16 protein-coding genes are annotated in these 14,785 nt (G+C 70.6%); 7 read left to right on the forward strand and 9 right to left on the reverse strand.

Annotated features, from left to right (window positions below):
* The first annotated feature begins 4 nt into the window (after positions 1-4).
* From paaD to ABZT06_RS18355, 4 genes are all read left to right on the forward strand, one after another.
* The gene (gene paaD, locus ABZT06_RS18340) at positions 5-511 is read left to right on the forward strand and encodes a 1,2-phenylacetyl-CoA epoxidase subunit PaaD (RefSeq protein WP_355741404.1); all 507 of its coding nucleotides are present in this window, start codon (positions 5-7) and stop codon (positions 509-511) included.
* Entirely contained in the window at positions 511-1,629 is a 1,119-nt protein-coding gene (paaE, locus tag ABZT06_RS18345) for a 1,2-phenylacetyl-CoA epoxidase subunit PaaE (RefSeq protein ID WP_355741406.1), read from the forward strand. The genes paaD and paaE overlap by 1 nt, the downstream gene beginning before the upstream one ends.
* A 264-nt stretch (positions 1,630-1,893) precedes the next feature.
* Positions 1,894-2,451, forward strand: a complete 558-nt coding sequence (locus ABZT06_RS18350) for a glycoside hydrolase family 25 protein (RefSeq protein ID WP_355741408.1) — start codon at positions 1,894-1,896, stop codon at positions 2,449-2,451.
* A 29-nt stretch (positions 2,452-2,480) separates the two neighbouring features.
* A complete protein-coding gene (locus tag ABZT06_RS18355) occupies positions 2,481-3,023 on the forward strand; it encodes an MOSC domain-containing protein (protein WP_355741410.1) in 543 nt (180 codons plus the stop codon).
* A 28-nt stretch (positions 3,024-3,051) separates the two neighbouring features.
* On the opposite strand, the gene ABZT06_RS18360 is transcribed toward ABZT06_RS18355, so the two are convergent.
* Entirely contained in the window at positions 3,052-3,729 is a 678-nt protein-coding gene (locus ABZT06_RS18360) for an FCD domain-containing protein (RefSeq protein WP_355741412.1), read from the reverse strand.
* A gap of 238 nt (positions 3,730-3,967) precedes the next feature.
* Between ABZT06_RS18360 and ABZT06_RS18365 the strand changes: the two genes are divergently transcribed.
* Together ABZT06_RS18365 and ABZT06_RS18370 are read left to right on the forward strand one after the other, a co-directional pair.
* Complete coding sequence (locus ABZT06_RS18365) at positions 3,968-5,590, forward strand: 2-isopropylmalate synthase (protein WP_355741487.1); 1,623 nt, start codon at positions 3,968-3,970, stop codon at positions 5,588-5,590.
* The gene (locus tag ABZT06_RS18370) at positions 5,587-6,375 is read left to right on the forward strand and encodes an ATP-binding cassette domain-containing protein (protein ID WP_355741414.1); all 789 of its coding nucleotides are present in this window, start codon (positions 5,587-5,589) and stop codon (positions 6,373-6,375) included. Before ABZT06_RS18365 ends, ABZT06_RS18370 begins: the two co-directional genes overlap by 4 nt.
* A gap of 41 nt (positions 6,376-6,416) precedes the next feature.
* Here the strand turns inward: ABZT06_RS18370 and ABZT06_RS18375 are convergent, their stop codons facing one another.
* A complete protein-coding gene (locus tag ABZT06_RS18375) occupies positions 6,417-6,635 on the reverse strand; it encodes an EF-hand domain-containing protein (protein ID WP_355741416.1) in 219 nt (72 codons plus the stop codon).
* 56 nt (positions 6,636-6,691) lie between these two features.
* Complete coding sequence (locus tag ABZT06_RS18380; protein ID WP_355741418.1) at positions 6,692-7,603, reverse strand: MerR family transcriptional regulator; 912 nt, start codon at positions 7,601-7,603, stop codon at positions 6,692-6,694.
* A gap of 46 nt (positions 7,604-7,649) precedes the next feature.
* Between ABZT06_RS18380 and ABZT06_RS18385 the strand changes: the two genes are divergently transcribed.
* On the forward strand, positions 7,650-8,333 hold the full coding sequence (locus tag ABZT06_RS18385; protein WP_355741420.1) for a GNAT family N-acetyltransferase: 684 nt from the start codon (positions 7,650-7,652) through the stop codon (positions 8,331-8,333).
* Here the strand turns inward: ABZT06_RS18385 and ABZT06_RS18390 are convergent.
* From ABZT06_RS18390 to ABZT06_RS18415, 6 genes are all read right to left on the reverse strand, one after another.
* Complete coding sequence (locus ABZT06_RS18390; RefSeq protein ID WP_355741422.1) at positions 8,304-9,503, reverse strand: hypothetical protein; 1,200 nt, start codon at positions 9,501-9,503, stop codon at positions 8,304-8,306. The two genes, ABZT06_RS18385 and ABZT06_RS18390, sit on opposite strands and share 30 nt — an antisense overlap.
* Positions 9,503-10,249, reverse strand: coding sequence for a polysaccharide deacetylase family protein (locus tag ABZT06_RS18395; RefSeq protein WP_355741424.1), 747 nt, complete (start codon positions 10,247-10,249; stop codon positions 9,503-9,505). The genes ABZT06_RS18390 and ABZT06_RS18395 overlap by 1 nt, the downstream gene beginning before the upstream one ends.
* Positions 10,250-10,306: 57 nt before the next feature.
* Positions 10,307-10,810, reverse strand: coding sequence for an ATP-binding protein (locus ABZT06_RS18400; protein WP_355741426.1), 504 nt, complete (start codon positions 10,808-10,810; stop codon positions 10,307-10,309).
* 262 nt (positions 10,811-11,072) lie between these two features.
* Positions 11,073-11,840 (reverse strand): enoyl-CoA hydratase-related protein, encoded by a 768-nt coding sequence (locus ABZT06_RS18405; protein WP_355741428.1) that lies wholly within the window; start codon positions 11,838-11,840, stop codon positions 11,073-11,075.
* 81 nt (positions 11,841-11,921) lie between these two features.
* Entirely contained in the window at positions 11,922-13,160 is a 1,239-nt protein-coding gene (locus ABZT06_RS18410) for an Ig-like domain-containing protein (RefSeq protein ID WP_355741430.1), read from the reverse strand.
* 188 nt (positions 13,161-13,348) lie between these two features.
* On the reverse strand, positions 13,349-14,581 hold the full coding sequence (locus tag ABZT06_RS18415) for an Ig-like domain-containing protein (RefSeq protein ID WP_355741432.1): 1,233 nt from the start codon (positions 14,579-14,581) through the stop codon (positions 13,349-13,351).
* Positions 14,582-14,785: the final 204 nt, after the last annotated feature.

Consider the following 14,785-nt stretch of genomic DNA (forward strand, 5'->3'; position numbering starts at 1 on the left):
GACCATGCCGACGGATGTTCTGCGCGCCCGGCACGTCGCCGAGCAGGTGCCGGACCCCGAACTGCCCATGCTGACCCTGGCCGACCTCGGTGTCCTGCGCGGCGTCGAGGTCACGGGGGACGGAAGGGTCGTCGCGAGCCTCACCCCGACCTACTCGGGCTGTCCGGCGATGGCGGAGATGCGCGCCGACGTCGCCGCCCGGCTGCGGGCGGCCGGGTTCGAGCGGGTGGAGATCCGCACGGTGCTGGATCCGCCGTGGACGACGGACTGGATCACCGCGGCGGGCCGCCGCAAGCTCGCCGAGCACGGCATCGCACCTCCGGGCCCGGCACCCCGGCCCACGCCCGGCCCGGTGCCCCTGGTCCTGTCCCCCACCCGGCGCACGGTGGCCTGTCCGCGCTGCGGCTCGGCGGACACCGAGGAGACCTCCCGCTTCGCCGCCACCTCCTGCAAGGCCCTGTGGCGCTGCCGGGCCTGTCGAGAGCCGTTCGAGTACGTCAAGGAGATCTGATGGAAGACCTGATGGCCCCGGCCGGCGGCGCCCCCGCGGGAGCGCCGCGCGCGCGTCGGCGCCCCGCCTTCCACCCCCTGCGCGTCGCCTCGGTGCAGCGGCTGTGCGCGGACGCGGTCGCCGTCGGTTTCGCGATCCCCGACGACCTCGCCGAGGAGTTCTCCTTCGCGCCCGGGCAGTCGCTCACCCTGCGCCGCGAGGTCGACGGACGGGACGAGCGGCGCTCGTACTCGATCTGCTCCCCCGTCGGCACGAACCCGCGCATCGGGGTCCGCGAGGTGCCCGGTGGCCTGTTCTCCTCCTGGCTCGTGCACGAGGTCCGGCCCGGCGACACCGTCGAGGTGATGGCCCCCACCGGCGCCTTCACCCCCGATGTCACCACGCCCGGCCACCACGTGCTGATCGCCGCCGGGTCGGGCATCACACCGATGCTGTCCATCGCCGAATCGGTCCTCGCCACCGACGACCGCTCCCGGGTCACCCTCTTCTACGGCAACCGGCGCACCGACTCGGTGATGTTCGCCGACGAACTCGCCGACCTGAAGGACCTGTTCCCCACTCGCTTCCAGCTCGCGCACGTCCTGTCCCGCGAGCCGCGCGAGGCCGAACTGCTCAGCGGCCGGCTGGACGGCGAGCGGCTCGGCGCGCTCGTCGACGGCCTCGTCGACGTGCACGGCGCGGACCACTGGTGGCTGTGCGGCCCCCACGGCATGGTCCGCGACGCCCAGAAGGTACTGGCCGGGCTGGGCGTGCCCGTCGACCGGATCCACCAGGAACTGTTCTACGCCGACGACGAGCCGATCCGCCCCGTCCGTCACATCGAGGCGCGGGCCGAGGGTCCGGTCAGCCAGGTCACCGTCGTCCTCGACGGCCGCTCCACCACGTCCGACCTCCCCCGGGACACCACCCTCCTCGACTCGGCCGCACGCGTGCGCCCGGACCTGCCGTTCGCCTGCAAGGGCGGCGTGTGCGGCACCTGCCGCGCGCTGGTCCGCGACGGCGAGGCCGACATGCGCCGCAACTACGCCCTCGAACCCGCCGAGGTCGACGCCGGCTACGTACTGACCTGCCAGACCTTCCCGGTGTCCGGGACACTGACCGTCGACTACGACAGCTGAGCACGCACGTCAGCGCGACAAAACACCACATCCACGTCTTGTGGGGGACACCTACGGCGTGTCCCCCACAATCACCTCACCGACCTCACGGACGCGAACGCCGCGATAAGGACGTCATCGCTGGCGGCGACGCGTGCGAGCGGTTTCGCCCCGGACCGGCAGGCGAAGCCCCGGCCGGTGACGACAGGGCGCCGAGGTTCCTGCGCGGGCATCTGGGGCATCATCAACTCCCGTCCCCCCACCCACCCTTCAGGGAGCCCCCACATGCTCCGCGGCATCGATGTCAGCGCCTACCAGTCCTCCACGTTCAGCACCGCAGGTCTCTCCTTCGTCTTCATCAAGGCGACGGAGGGCCGCTCCTACACCAACCCGAAACTCTCGGCGCAGACCAAGCACGCCCGTGACGCCGGGCTGGTCGTCGGGTTCTACCACTTCCTCTGGCCCGGCAACCTCACCGCCCAGGCCGAGTACTTCGTCAAACACGCTCCCGAGAAGGGCGGCGACATCCTCGCGGTCGACTGGGAGACCACGGGCGACGGCACCCACGCGAGCAACGCGGAGAAGGACTCCTTCATCCGCAAGGTGAGGCAGCTGCGCCCGAACAACCGGGTCGTGCTCTACACCAACAGGCACTACTGGCTGACGGTCGACACCACGTCGTACGCCGGCGACGGCCTCTGGATCGCCGACTACGTGACCGCCGGCAAGCCCCGCATCAAGGCGAAGTGGCGCTTCCACCAGTACACCGACGACCCCGTGGACAAGAACGTCGCCGACTTCGCGAGCAAGACGGCGCTGCGCGAATGGGCCGCCGACGCGTGACCCGCGACCCTGCTCATTAGGCTTGCCCCATGGGCGGGAAGATCACTGCGGTCAGCAGCAACGGGACGTACTCCTTCACGAAGCCGAACCGGGAGAGCATCACCCTGGTCGCCGGGTTCGGGGTGGAGGGGGATGTCCATGGCGGGGCGACGGTCAAGCACCGTTTCCGGATGAAGAAGGACCCCTCGCAGCCGAACCTCCGGCAGGTGCACCTGATGCACGCCGAGCTGTTCGAGGAGCTCCGGGCGGCCGGGTTCGAGGTCGGGGCCGGGGAGCTCGGGGAGAACGTGACGACTCGCGGCGTCGATCTGCTGGGGCTGTCGGTGGGAACCCTGCTGCACCTGGGCGACGAGGCCGTCGTCGAGGTGACCGGCCTGCGGAATCCCTGTGCGCAGATCGACGGCTTCCGCAAGGGGCTGCTGAAAGAAGTGATCGGGCGGGGTCCCGACGGGGACGTCCGCTTCAGGTCCGGGATCATGGGCGTCGTCGTGGCGGGAGGGGCGGTACACCCCGGCGACACGGTCGGGATCGCCCCACCGGCCGGACCGCACCGGCCGCTCGACATCGTGTGACCCGCGGGCCGAAGACGCGCCTCGGCGGTCAGCCGCGGAACGGGTCCTCCAGCTCCGCCCGCAGAATCTCCGCCGCCCCCTCCGCGTCCCCGTCCGCCACCGCCCGCACCAGTGCCGCGTGGGCCGCGTCCCCCGTGCCGGGGTCGTCGTCGCGCAGGCCGGTCAGGGCCAGCAGTTCGATCAGGCCCTCGCGCAGGACGGGCGTGAACTCCCTGAACAGGTCGGCGAGTACGGGGTTGTGCGCCGCCGCGACCACCGTCGCGTGGAAGGTGATGTCCGCGTCGACGAAGGCCGCGTCGGAGGAGGCGGAAGCGGCCCGCCGGCCCTCCAGCGCGAGTTCCATCGCCGCCACGTCCTCGGGGGTACGGCGGCGCGCGGCGAGGCGGGCCGCGTGGACCTCCACCGCCATGCGGACCTCGTAGACGTCCGTGACCGCGGCCCGGCGCAGACGCGTGGGCCAGTCCTGCACCGCCTCCTTCGCAATGACGAAGACCCCCGCCCCCTGTCGCGGCCGCACCAGCCCCGCCCCGGCCAGCGCCCGCAGCGCCTCACGGACCGTGGAGCGGCCGACGCCCAACTCCTTCGCGAGCGTGGTCTCACCGGGCAGTCTGGTGCCGACGGGCCAGTGCCCGGTGGCGATCTGCTCGCGCAGGCGCTCGGCGGCCTGTTCGACCAGGGGACTGGGGCGGACGGGGCCCAGCGGCATCTGCGGTCACCCACTCGTGCGAGGACAAAAGGACACTCAGTCGATTCTCACTTGTCTGAGGAGCTGAGGAGTGACTAGCCTACCTCCCGTGATCTTCCGCGGTCTCCTTCTTCTCGGCTGCCGCGGCGGGGCCTGACGCGACCGGCACCCCGCCGCGGGACGCCGTGCTGCCGGTCCCCGTCGACCGAGCCGAAGGATCACCGTGACCACCGTCTGGAACCCCCAGCGGCCCAGCCCCATGCCGTTCCACCGCTACCGCCCCTTCCAGGACCGCGTCCACGTCCCCGCAACCGACCGCGCCTGGCCCTCCGCCCGCCTCGACCGCGCCCCTCTCTGGGCCCCCGTCGACCTGCGCGACGGCAACCAGGCCCTCGCCGAGCCGATGGACACCGCCCGCAAGAGCCGCTTCTTCGACCTGCTGGTGCGCACCGGTTTCAAGGAGATCGAGGTGGGCTATCCCTCCGCGAGCCGCACCGACTTCGACTTCGTACGGCAGCTGGTGACCGGTGGTGCCGTCCCCGACGACGTCACTCCCGTCGTCTTCACCCCGGCCCGCACCGACCTGATCGACCGGACCTTCGACGCGATCGCCGGCCTGCCGCGTGCCGTCGTCCACCTGTACATCGCCACCTCGCCGGTATGGCGGGACGTGGTCCTCGGCCGGGACCGGAAACAGGTGTGGCGGACCGTGCGGGAGGCGGCCGAGCACATGGCGCGGCGGGCCGACCCGCTCAAGGACTCAGCCGTCCGTTTCCAGTTCTCCCCCGAGACCTTCAACCTCACCGAGCCCGACTTCGTCCTGGAGCTGTGCGACGGGCTGACGAAACTGTGGGACGCGAGCCCGGACCGCCCGGTCACGCACAACCTGCCCGCGACCGTCGAGATCGCCACCCCGAACGTCTACGCCGACCAGGTCGAGTACGCCCACCGCCACCTGGCCCGCCGCGACTCGGTGATCCTCTCCGTCCACCCGCACAACGACCGCGGCACCGGCGTCGCCTGCGCCGAACTCGCCGTGCTGGCCGGCGCCCAGCGTGTCGAAGGCTGTCTGTTCGGCAACGGCGAACGCACCGGCAACGTCGACCTGGTGACCCTCGCGATGAACTTGTACGCCCAAGGGGTGGACCCCATGGTCGACTTCGGCGACATCGACGCGGTCCGGGACACGGTCGAGCAGTGCAACCGGCTGCCGGTGCACCCCCGTCACCCCTACGCCGGCGACCTCGTCCACACCGCCTTCTCCGGCACCCACCAGGACGCCATCAGCAAGGGGCTCGCCCACCGGGAAAAACACCCGGACGAGCCCTGGCAGGTCCCGTACCTGCCGATCGACCCCGCCGACATCGGGCGGACGTACGAGGCGGTCATCCGCGTCAACTCCCAGTCGGGCAAGGGCGGGGCGGCGTATCTGCTGCGCACGCACCACGGCATCGACCTGCCGCCCCGCATGCGCCCCGACTTCTCCCGGACCGTCCAGGAGGCCACCGACACGAGCGGCCGGGAGATGAGCCCGAAGGAGCTGTACGAGCTGTTCCGGGCCCGCTATCTCACGGAGGGCGAGGTCCGGCTGCACGACGGGACGGCGTACGAGGAGGCGCCCGGTGTCCACCGCTTCGTCGGCACGCTGGAGTGCGACGACCGCGTCGGCGACCACGAGGGCACGGGCAGCGGTCCGCTCTCGGCCTTCGTGGACGCGCTCGCCGGTGCCGGGTACGCCGTCGAGGTCGTCGACTTCGCCGAGGACGGCTCCGCGGCCTACGCCGAGTGCCGCGTCGACGGCCGTACGGCCTGGGGTGCGGGCGTGGGGCCGGCGGCCGGTGTGCGGGCCGTGCTGTCCGCGATGAACCGGGCGCTGCGGTGAGGGAGGTCCTGCGCGCCGAGGACGTGCACCTCGTCCGGGACGGGAGGCCGATCCTCCAGGAGGTCTCCCTGACCGTCCGGGCGGGCGAACACTGGGCACTGCTGGGCGCCAACGGAGCGGGCAAGTCCACCCTGCTCAGCCTGTGCGGGGCCCTGGTCCACCCGACCCGCGGCACGGTCGAGGTGCTGGGTCGCCGGCTCGGCCGGGTCGATCTGCGGGAACTGCGCGCCCACGTCGGCCATGTCGACCCGCGCCATCCACTCACGGCGCCCCTGCGGGTCCGGGACGTCGTCCTCACCGGGCTGACCAACTCCGTCGCCCCGGTTCCCCGTTGGCGGCCGACGCAAGGGCAGCGGGATCGGGCCGACCGGCTCATCGGCACCCTCGGCCTCGCCGATCTCAGCGACGCCCGCTGGCCGACGCTCTCGCAGGGGCAGCGCGGCCGTACGCTCATCGCCCGCGCGCTGATGCCGGAACCGCGGCTCCTGCTGCTCGACGAACCGGCGACCGGCCTCGACCTGCCGGGCCGGGAGCGGCTGATCGACGCGCTGGACGCCCTGCGCCGGGCACATCCGGCACTGGCGACGGTCCTGGTCACCCACCATCTGGAGGAGCTGCCGCCGGGGACCACCCACGCCATGCTGCTGCGTGAGGGCCGCGTGCTCGCACAGGGTCCGGCGGCTGTCGTCCTGACCGCTGACCAGGTCGGCAAGTGCTTCGATCTGCCGTTGGTCCTGGAGCGCCACGACGGCCGCTGGACGGTACGGATCCGGGGCAGGGCATGACGAAGGGGGCGCCCCTCGGGGCGCCCCCTTCACCGTCGGCCCTACTTGTTCAGGAAGGCCCAGAACTCGTCGAACGACAGGAGCTTGTCGCCGTTCAGGTCGCGGCTCTTGATGATCGCCTCGGCGACCGACTCGGTCACGTTCCAGTCGCCGCCCTGGGCCAGGGCGGACTTGAACTCGGCGGCGGTGATGAAGCCGTCCCCGTCCGCATCGATCCGCTCGAACTGCTTGCGTGCTTCCTCGATGTCGATGTTCGCCACCGGTCCGCCCCTTTTCTCGTGCTTCGTATCTCGCCGGCTTGCTGCCGCAGGTCAGATTAGCCGCCTGACCTGACCTCCAGAGCAGCGACCACCCACGCGAAGTCCTCCTCGTAGGCCGGAACGGAGATGCCCTTCAGGGTTCCCATCAGTTCCCGGTAGCGGACCACACCGGCATGGTGGGTCACCTTCATACGGTCGAGGACGGCGGTCCGGTCGGCGCCGCCGAGCAGCTCGCGCAGCACTCGCTCGGCCTCCGGCGCCTCGGGAGCGATCCCCTCCTCGCGCGCTCGCCCCACCAGCCGGAAGAGCCGTTCGAAGAACTGCATGGCGGCTCCGGCGGCGGTGCCGGACGTCCGGTCGGCGGTGTTGCCCTCGGCCGCCCTGCGCATCAGCGCCCGGAACTCCGGGTCCTGCACCAGATCGGCCAGTTCCACCCAGGCGTCGACCTGCTCGGGAGTCGGGTCGTCCGGCAGGCTCAGGGCGCTGGTACGCATACGGTCCCGGATGTCCGGGTCGGCGAGGTCGAGCCCGTGGAACATCTCCTCCACGAACTCCTCCATGATCCGCCTGCGTTCGGCGGCGGACAGTCGTGCCAGTTTGTTCATCAGGGTCATCTCCTCCGCGGTGGACCCGCGCCTCGCAACGGTCGACAGCACCGCACGCGTCACCCGCAGCGACCGGATCTGTGCGTCCAAGGCCGTCACATGCGCGGCCGCGACGGACGCGACGTCCTTCTCGCCGCTGACCACCTTCCGTACGTCCGCCAGGCAGAGCCCCAGTTCCCGCAGCGTGCGGATCAGCTCCAGGTGGGCGACGGACTCGGCGTCGTAGAGCCGGTAGCCGCCGGACGACCGCGTCACCGGGTGCAGGACGCCCGCGTCGGACCAGTAGCGGATGGTCCGCACGGTCAGTCCGGTGGCCCGGGCCAGCTCGCCGATGGTGAACAGTCCGGTGCCGTCGTCGATCATGTGTGTGAGTGTGGGCCTTCCAGTGGGTGGAGACTCAAGGAGCGCGGTGACGGAGACCTTGCGGGACATTCTCGACGCGGCGGCCCGCGGTGTCTTCCCACCGGCGGACGGCGGCACGACGGTCGTACCGCAGGCGTGCCACCGGGACGCGGGCGTGCTGTCCTTCACGGCGCACTCGGTCGTCTTCACCGACGAGGACCCCGCGTGGGTGCACGCCACCCTGCGCGCCCTGGACTGCGACGCGCTGGCCGCGACGCTGAACCCGCGGTTCCTGACCGCCTTCCTGGACCGGACCGGACGCAGGTCCGAGACCATCGACGCGATGCTGGTCGCCGACCCCCTGCCTGGCGGACCGCCGCTCGCGCTGAGGGAGATCGAGGACGCGGATCACCCCCGTATCTCGTACGCCCGCAGGCGCCGCGACAACATTCGCGCCTGGACCACGGAGGGCGGGGTGCTGGTGACGGGACGCGGCATCGGCGGCCGGCTCGAGGTCTCGGTCGAGGTGGACGAGGACGTACGGCACCGGGGTCTGGGGCGTGCGCTCGTGACCGCGGCGAGGCATCTGGTCACGGAGCCGCTGTGGGCCCAGGTCTCCCCGGGGAACGCCCGTAGCCTGCGGGCGTTCCAGGCGGCCGGTTACCGTCCGGTGGGCGCGGAGGCGCTGCTGCTCGCCCCGGCCCCGCGGGTGTCCTGCGGCTCAGCGAAAGATGCCGGTGTGGCCGAGTGAGTACCGCCCCGGCTGGGGGTACACCGCGAGCCCGTGCGGTCCGCTGCCGACCTTGACGCGGGCGAGCTGGGCGCCGGTGCGGGTGTCGACGGCGTAGACCTCGGCGTTGTAGCGGCCGGACAGCCACAAGATCTTGCCGTCGGCGGAGACGCCGCCCATGTCGGGGCTGCCGCCGCCGGGCAGGCGCCACTTCTTGGTGAGCCTGTTCTCGGTGAAGTCGAAGACGGAGATGGTCCCTTCGCCCCGGTTGGAGACGTACATCTCGCGGGAGTCGCGGCTGATGTAGAGGCCGTGGGCGCCCTTGCCGGTGGGCAGCAGGGTCGGCTTGCCGAAGGTGTCGCCGTCCAGGACCCACACCCCGTCGGCCATCATGTCCGCGACGTAGAACCGCTTCCCGTCCGGCGAGACCTTGATGTCCTGCGGCATGGCCCCGTCGTGGGGGAGCTTCTGCTGCCCGATCACCTTCATCTTCTCGGTGTCGACCTTCAGCAGCTCACCACTGAACTCGCAGGACACGATGAAGTACCTCCCGTCCAGGGAGAAGTCGGCGTGGTTGACGCCGTAGCAGCTGACCGGCACGGTCTTGACCCGCTCCATGGTGTGCGGGTCGCGGAAGACGAGTTCACGGTCGAGGGAGGCCATCACGACGGCGTACCTGCCGTTCGGCGTGAAGTAGAGGTTGTACGGGTCGTGCACCTCGACGGGCTTGCCCGCCTTCCCGGTCCTCGGGTCGATCGGCGTCAGGGTGTTCCCGCGGTCGTTGTTGACCCAGAGGGTCTTCATGTCCCAGGAGGGCACGACGTGCTGGGGCTGCCGTCCGACCCGGATCGTCTCGAGGACCTCGTACGTCTTCGGGTCGATGACGGAGACGGTGTCGGACTCCGTGTTGGGCACGTAGATCCGCGAGGGGAAGTCCTTGACCACCGGTGACAGCTTGTTCGGCCGGTCCGCCGCGTAGACGTCCCGCGGGTCGAGGACGGGCGGCATCCCGGGCAGCCCGTGGACCGGCTTGCGTACCGGTTTCACCGGGGCGGGGACGGCGGCCTTGGTGCGGCGGGCCTCGTCCGCCCCGTCCTTGGCGCCGGTGCCGCAGGCGGCGAGGGCGACGAACGCGGCGCCCGCGATCAGGGTGCTCTTCACGAGGTTGCGCTTCAGGGGAGTGGGAGGCATCAGCTGAACAGCTCCGTGGTGGTCACCGCGGCCAGGCCGCGCCGGTCGAGTTCTTCCAGTACGACGGGGAGGGCGGCGACCGTGTCGTCGTACCCGAAGTGCAGGCTCACCACGGACCCTTCGCGGATCTCGGCGAGTACCTTGCGGGCGACGGCGGCGGCACCGGGCGAGGAGAAGTCGAGGGAGTCGACGTCGTAGGAGAGGACGTGGGGGTAGCCGGCCTCCTGGGCCAGCCGCGTGACGAGGGGTGAGGCGGTGGGTGTACGGGAGGGGCGGAACCAGGTCCCGACCGAACCGGTGAGGCGCCGGATCCGTTCGGCGCAGCCGGCGATCTCCGCTCTGGCGTCGGCCTCGGACATCGCGTTGATGCCGAGGTGGTTCAGGGTGTGGTTGCCGAGGTCGTGCCCGCCGTCGAGGACGCGCCGGGCGATGTCGGGGTGCGCGTCCAGCCAGGTGCCCACGGCGAGCACGGTGACGCGCGCCCCGTGCTTCTCGGCCTCGGTGAGCAGGGCGCGGGCGGTGGTGGGATCGCCGCCGCCGTGGAAGGTGAGGGCGACCCGGGGGCGGTCGCGGGGGCCGTGGGTGAGCTGGGCAGGCAGCGTGGGCAGGGCGCGCAGGGCGGGGGCGCCGCTGGAGGAATGGGCGGGATGAGCGACGGCCTTCCTGGTCGCACATCCCGTGGCCAACGCCAGCCCAGCGGTAGCGAGGAGCACTGCCCGACGATCGGTAGCGGTCACCCGCCCCATTTAAGGGGGTGTGTCGGAGATTGGTGCTGATCGACCCACCGGCGATCGGCCCACCGGCTACCTGTCCGTCACCCGCATCTCGAACCACGTCGTCTTGCCCCGGGGCAGCAGGTCGACGCCCCAGCGGTCCGACAGCTTGTCCACGAGGAACAGCCCGCGTCCGCTGAGGTCCATCTCCTGCACCGGCATCAGACAGGGCAGTCCGCGCGAGGGGTCACGGACCTCTATCCGGATCCACCCCCGCCGACGCCGCATCCGGAGGCCGAAGACCCGCGCGCCCGTGTGCCGGACCGCGTTGCCGACGAGCTCGGAGACGAGCAGGACGGCGTCCTCCGCCGTCTTCGGGGTGAGCCCCCAGTGACGCAGAACGATCACCTGGGTCAAGCGCCGCGCGGCAGCCGCGGACTCCGGCCGGGACGGCAACGGAACCTCGGCCTCCGTGGGATTTCCGAACAGTTCGAGCGCCTTCAGTGCGTGCTCGTCCTCGACCGCCGGAGACCAGCGCGCCGCCGTGACACGGCCGTCTCCCCGCGGCTGTTCGAAACCCTCCAGCCCCGCCATGCCCCCATCATGGCCGCCCAAAGCGCCCGCCGGGGCCGTTCCTGACGAATACGCCCCCCGGAACGCGTCGCTCCGATGGGGTCGATCGGCATATGCCACAGGCACTTCGGTGCCGTCAAGAGCCTTTCCGACCTGCGGCGGAGGCTCACTGGGAGGCAATCGACGGACTCCCTCGACAAGGCAGACTTAAGGTTGCGTTAAGGCTCCCATAAACCGCCCCATCGAGGGACCTGGATCAGACATCGCGTCAATTGCAAGGGGTTCAGAGGAATTTCGCCTTGCCGGGGCCCTCCTCGACGAAGCTCTTCATGCCCCGCTCGCGGTCCTCCGTGGCGAACAGACCCGCGAACCAGTTCCGTTCCACCGCGAGGCCCGTCTCGATGTCGGTCTCCAGCCCCGTGTCGATCGACTCCTTCGCGGCGCGCAGCGCGATCGCCGGTCCCTGCGCGAGCTTCGCGGCCCAGGCGTGTGCCTCGGTGTACACCTCGCCGGCGGGCACGACCCGGTCCACGAGGCCGAGCGTCAGCGCCTCGTCGGCCTTGACCATACGGCCCGTGAAGATCAGGTCCTTCGCCTTGGAGGGGCCGACCAGCCGGGCCAGCCGCTGGGTGCCGCCCGCGCCGGGGATCAGGCCGAGCAGGATCTCCGGCTGCCCCAGCTTGGCGTTCTCCGCGGCGATCCGGAAGTCCGCGCACAGCGCGAGCTCGCAGCCGCCGCCCAGTGCGTAGCCGGTGACGGCCGCGACGACCGGCTTGGGGATGCGGGCCACCGCCGTGAACGAGTCCTGGAGGGCGCGGGCGCGCAGGACCATCGCGGTGTGGTCCATGTTCTGCATCTCCTTGATGTCCGCGCCGGCCGCGAACACCTTCTCCCCGCCGTACAGGATCACGGCACGCACGTCCTCGCGCCGGGTCGCCTCCTCGGCGAGCTCCTTCAGCCGGTCCTGGGTGGCCACGTCCAGCGCGTTCATGGGCGGGCGGTCGAGACGGATGGTGCCGACACCTTCGGCGACTTCGAGATTCACGGTCATGCCAGCAGGTTAACGGCGACTAACGACGACGGCCCCGGTGCCGTTTGTCACAGCACCGGGGCCGCCCGAACGTCGTATGACCTACGCCTTCCACTTCTCCCACGACATGTTCCAGCCGTTGAGGCCGTTGTCCGGTGCGACCGTCGCGTCGTCGGAGTTCTTGACCACGACCACGTCACCGATCATCGAGTGGTTGAAGAACCAGGCGGCCGGGACCCCGCTGTCGTAACCGCCCTTGACGTCACGCAGGCCCACGCAGCCGTGGCTGGCGTTGTAGTTGCCGAAGGCGTCGCCGCCCCAGTAGTTGCCGTGGAGGAAGGTGCCGGAGTCGGTGAGGCGGGAGGCGTGCGGGACGTCCTTGATGTCGTACTCGCCGCCGTAGCCGACCGTTTCGCCGTTCATCCGGGTCACGGCGAGCTTCTCGCTGATGACCATCTGGCCGTTCCAGGTGTCGTAGCCGGGCTTGCCGGTGGTGACCTTGAGGGTCCTGACGGTCTTGCCGTCCTGGGTGATCTTCATCGTGTGCTTCTTGGCGTCCACGACGGAGACCTGGTTGCGGCCGACGGTGAAGGAGACGGTCTTGTCCTGCTTGCCGTAGACGCCGTCGCGGCCCTCGACCCCGTTCAGGTCGAGGTCGACGGTGACCTTGGTGCCTTCCTTCCAGTACTGCTCGGGACGGAAGTCCAGGCGGTCGTTGCCGAACCAGTGACCCTCGACGTCGACGGCCGGCGAGGTCTTGATGGTGATGGCCTTCTCGACGTCCTCGGGGCTCGTGATGCCCCGGGTGAAGCGGATGGAGAACGGCATTCCGACGCCGACCGTCGAGCCGTCCTCGGGCGTGAAGGTTCCGATGAAGGTGTTCTTCGGGGTCAGGGTCGTGAAGCTGGAGTCCTCGGCCGCCGTACGGCCCTCGGAGTCCTTGGCGACCGCGTGCACCGAGTACCTGGTGCCGGAGGCGAGGTGGGTGGACGGCGTCCAGGAGGCGCCGTCCGCGGCTATCTTCCCGGCTATCGCGGTGCCCTTGGCGTCCTTGACCTGGACCTCGGTCAACTTGCCCTTGGTGGCGCCGACCTTGAGGGCGCCACTGGTGTCGACGGACTTCGCGCCGTCCTTGGGGGTGATGGCGACGACCGCCTCGGACTGCTTGGTCTCGGTGGCGGACGAGTCGCCCTTCTCCGCCTTGGCGTCACCGGAACCGGAATTCCCCCCGCCGCAGGCGGTGACGGCCAGCAGCAGAACGCCGAGTATCAGCGCCAGCAGCCCTTTGCCGCCGCGCCCCCGCGCGTCAACCGACGCCCCCGATATCGGTCGCACGTTCAAGTGTGTCTCCCCTCGAAGGGCCAGGTCAGGCCCGCTCCCCCGCGCCTTCTCCGCACGCGTCGGCGAATATTAACCGCAGACTTTTGAGCATCGTGTGAGCCCAAGGTCACCATTCCGTCCCAACTTCAACGGAACGTTGCGCCAAGCCGCCCCCGGTCACCGCCCCCCTTGCCACCACCCCTGACGGATTACTTCACCGCGCTGCCCGCCTTCCACTCCTTCCAGCCCATGTTCCATCCCCCGAGGCCATTGTCGGGAGCGACCTTTTTGTCATTGCTGTGGACGACCTCGACGACGTCCCCGACGAGGCTGCGGTCGAAGAACCAGCCCGCGGGCGTGTCCGAACCGCCGCCCTTCACGTCCCTGAGGCCCACACAGCCGTGGCTGACATTGACCCTCCCGGGGGCGGTCGGCGCCCAGTAGTTGCCATGCAGGAAGGTGCCGGAGTCGGTCAGCCGCAGGGCGTGCGGGACGTCCGGGATGTCGTACTCGCCGCCGAAACCGACCGTGCGGCTGTTCATGCGGGTCACTTCCAGCATCTCGGTGACGACCATCTTGCCGTTGTACGTGGTCGTCCTGGGTGCGCCGGCGGTGATCGGCACGGTGGCCAGCAGTTCGCCGTCCCGTCTGACCTGCATGGTGTGTTGGGCCGCGTCGACGAGGGAGACCTGGCTGCGGCCGACGGTGAAGGAGAAGGTCCTGTACTGGAGGCCGTAGACCCCGGACGCCCCCTCCACGTCGCGGAGTCGGAGAGCGACCGTCACGCGGGTGCCCGGCGTCCAGTAGTGCTCGGGGCGGAAGTCGAGGCGCCCGCCGCCGAACCAGTGCGGGCGGATCTCGACGGGCGGCTTCGAGGTGACGTGTACGGCGCGTTCGACGGCGGCGCGGTTCTCGATCTCCCGGTTGAACTCCAGGGAGACGATCATCCCGGTGCCGACGGTGGAGCGGTTCTCCGGGGTGACGTACCCGATGAAGCGCTCGTCGGGGACAAGGGTGGTGAAGGTGGTGTGCCGGGCCGAGCGGCGGCCTCTGGCGTCGAGCGCGACCGCGTCGACGGTGTACTTGGCGGCCAGTGCCAGCCGTGCCTCGTCGGGTTCCCAGCGCAGGCCGTCGTCGGAGATGTGCCCGGGCACCGGGAACTCCTGCGCGTCCTGGGACTTGACGACGGTGACCGACTCCAGGCGCCCGCTGGGCACCCGGACCCGCAGTCTCTCCTCGGGCGGCACGCCCTTGGTGCCGTCGTCGGGGGCGACCCGGATGACGTCCTCGGGTGCCGGAGGTTTCCCGAACCCGCCGACGCCGCCGATCCCGCCACCCCCGTCCGCCGTGCAGCCGGCGGCTCCGGCCAGCAGTCCTGCCCATGTCAGTACGGCGGCCAAAGCGGCCCCCACGCGCCGAGCGCGCCCATGTCCATGCCTCACGAGGAGCTAAACGACGCGCCCCACCAGGGGGAAACGTGACCTTTGGATCCACGGCGACGAGGGCATATCGCTTCCTCAGGGGCGCGGGCCCGGCCCAACCCGGCGGAACGAACCCGTGAGTGCGAGGCAAGCGGTGGGCAGAACAGTGGGGAGAACGACGTGAGGGGGTGCCGCGGCTGGGACGCCGTGCGCTCTTTTCCACCT

Source organism: Streptomyces sp. NPDC005483, assembly GCF_040606035.1.
Taxonomy (GTDB): Bacteria; Actinomycetota; Actinomycetes; order Streptomycetales; family Streptomycetaceae; genus Streptomyces.

Bases quoted from the DNA above. Each gene is read 5' to 3' on its own strand.
- paaD (WP_355741404.1), top strand. From the start codon at position 5: ATGCCGACGGATGTTCTGCGCGCCCGGCACGTCGCCGAGCAGGTGCCG.
- paaE (WP_355741406.1), top strand. From the start codon at position 511: ATGGAAGACCTGATGGCCCCGGCCGGCGGCGCCCCCGCGGGAGCGCCG.
- ABZT06_RS18350 (WP_355741408.1), top strand. From the start codon at position 1,894: ATGCTCCGCGGCATCGATGTCAGCGCCTACCAGTCCTCCACGTTCAGC.
- ABZT06_RS18355 (WP_355741410.1), top strand. From the start codon at position 2,481: ATGGGCGGGAAGATCACTGCGGTCAGCAGCAACGGGACGTACTCCTTC.
- ABZT06_RS18360 (WP_355741412.1), bottom strand. From the start codon at position 3,729: ATGCCGCTGGGCCCCGTCCGCCCCAGTCCCCTGGTCGAACAGGCCGCC.
- ABZT06_RS18365 (WP_355741487.1), top strand. From the start codon at position 3,968: ATGCCGTTCCACCGCTACCGCCCCTTCCAGGACCGCGTCCACGTCCCC.
- ABZT06_RS18380 (WP_355741418.1), bottom strand. From the start codon at position 7,603: ATGATCGACGACGGCACCGGACTGTTCACCATCGGCGAGCTGGCCCGG.
- ABZT06_RS18390 (WP_355741422.1), bottom strand. From the start codon at position 9,503: ATGCCTCCCACTCCCCTGAAGCGCAACCTCGTGAAGAGCACCCTGATC.
- ABZT06_RS18395 (WP_355741424.1), bottom strand. From the start codon at position 10,249: ATGGGGCGGGTGACCGCTACCGATCGTCGGGCAGTGCTCCTCGCTACC.
- ABZT06_RS18400 (WP_355741426.1), bottom strand. From the start codon at position 10,810: ATGGCGGGGCTGGAGGGTTTCGAACAGCCGCGGGGAGACGGCCGTGTC.
- ABZT06_RS18405 (WP_355741428.1), bottom strand. From the start codon at position 11,840: ATGACCGTGAATCTCGAAGTCGCCGAAGGTGTCGGCACCATCCGTCTC.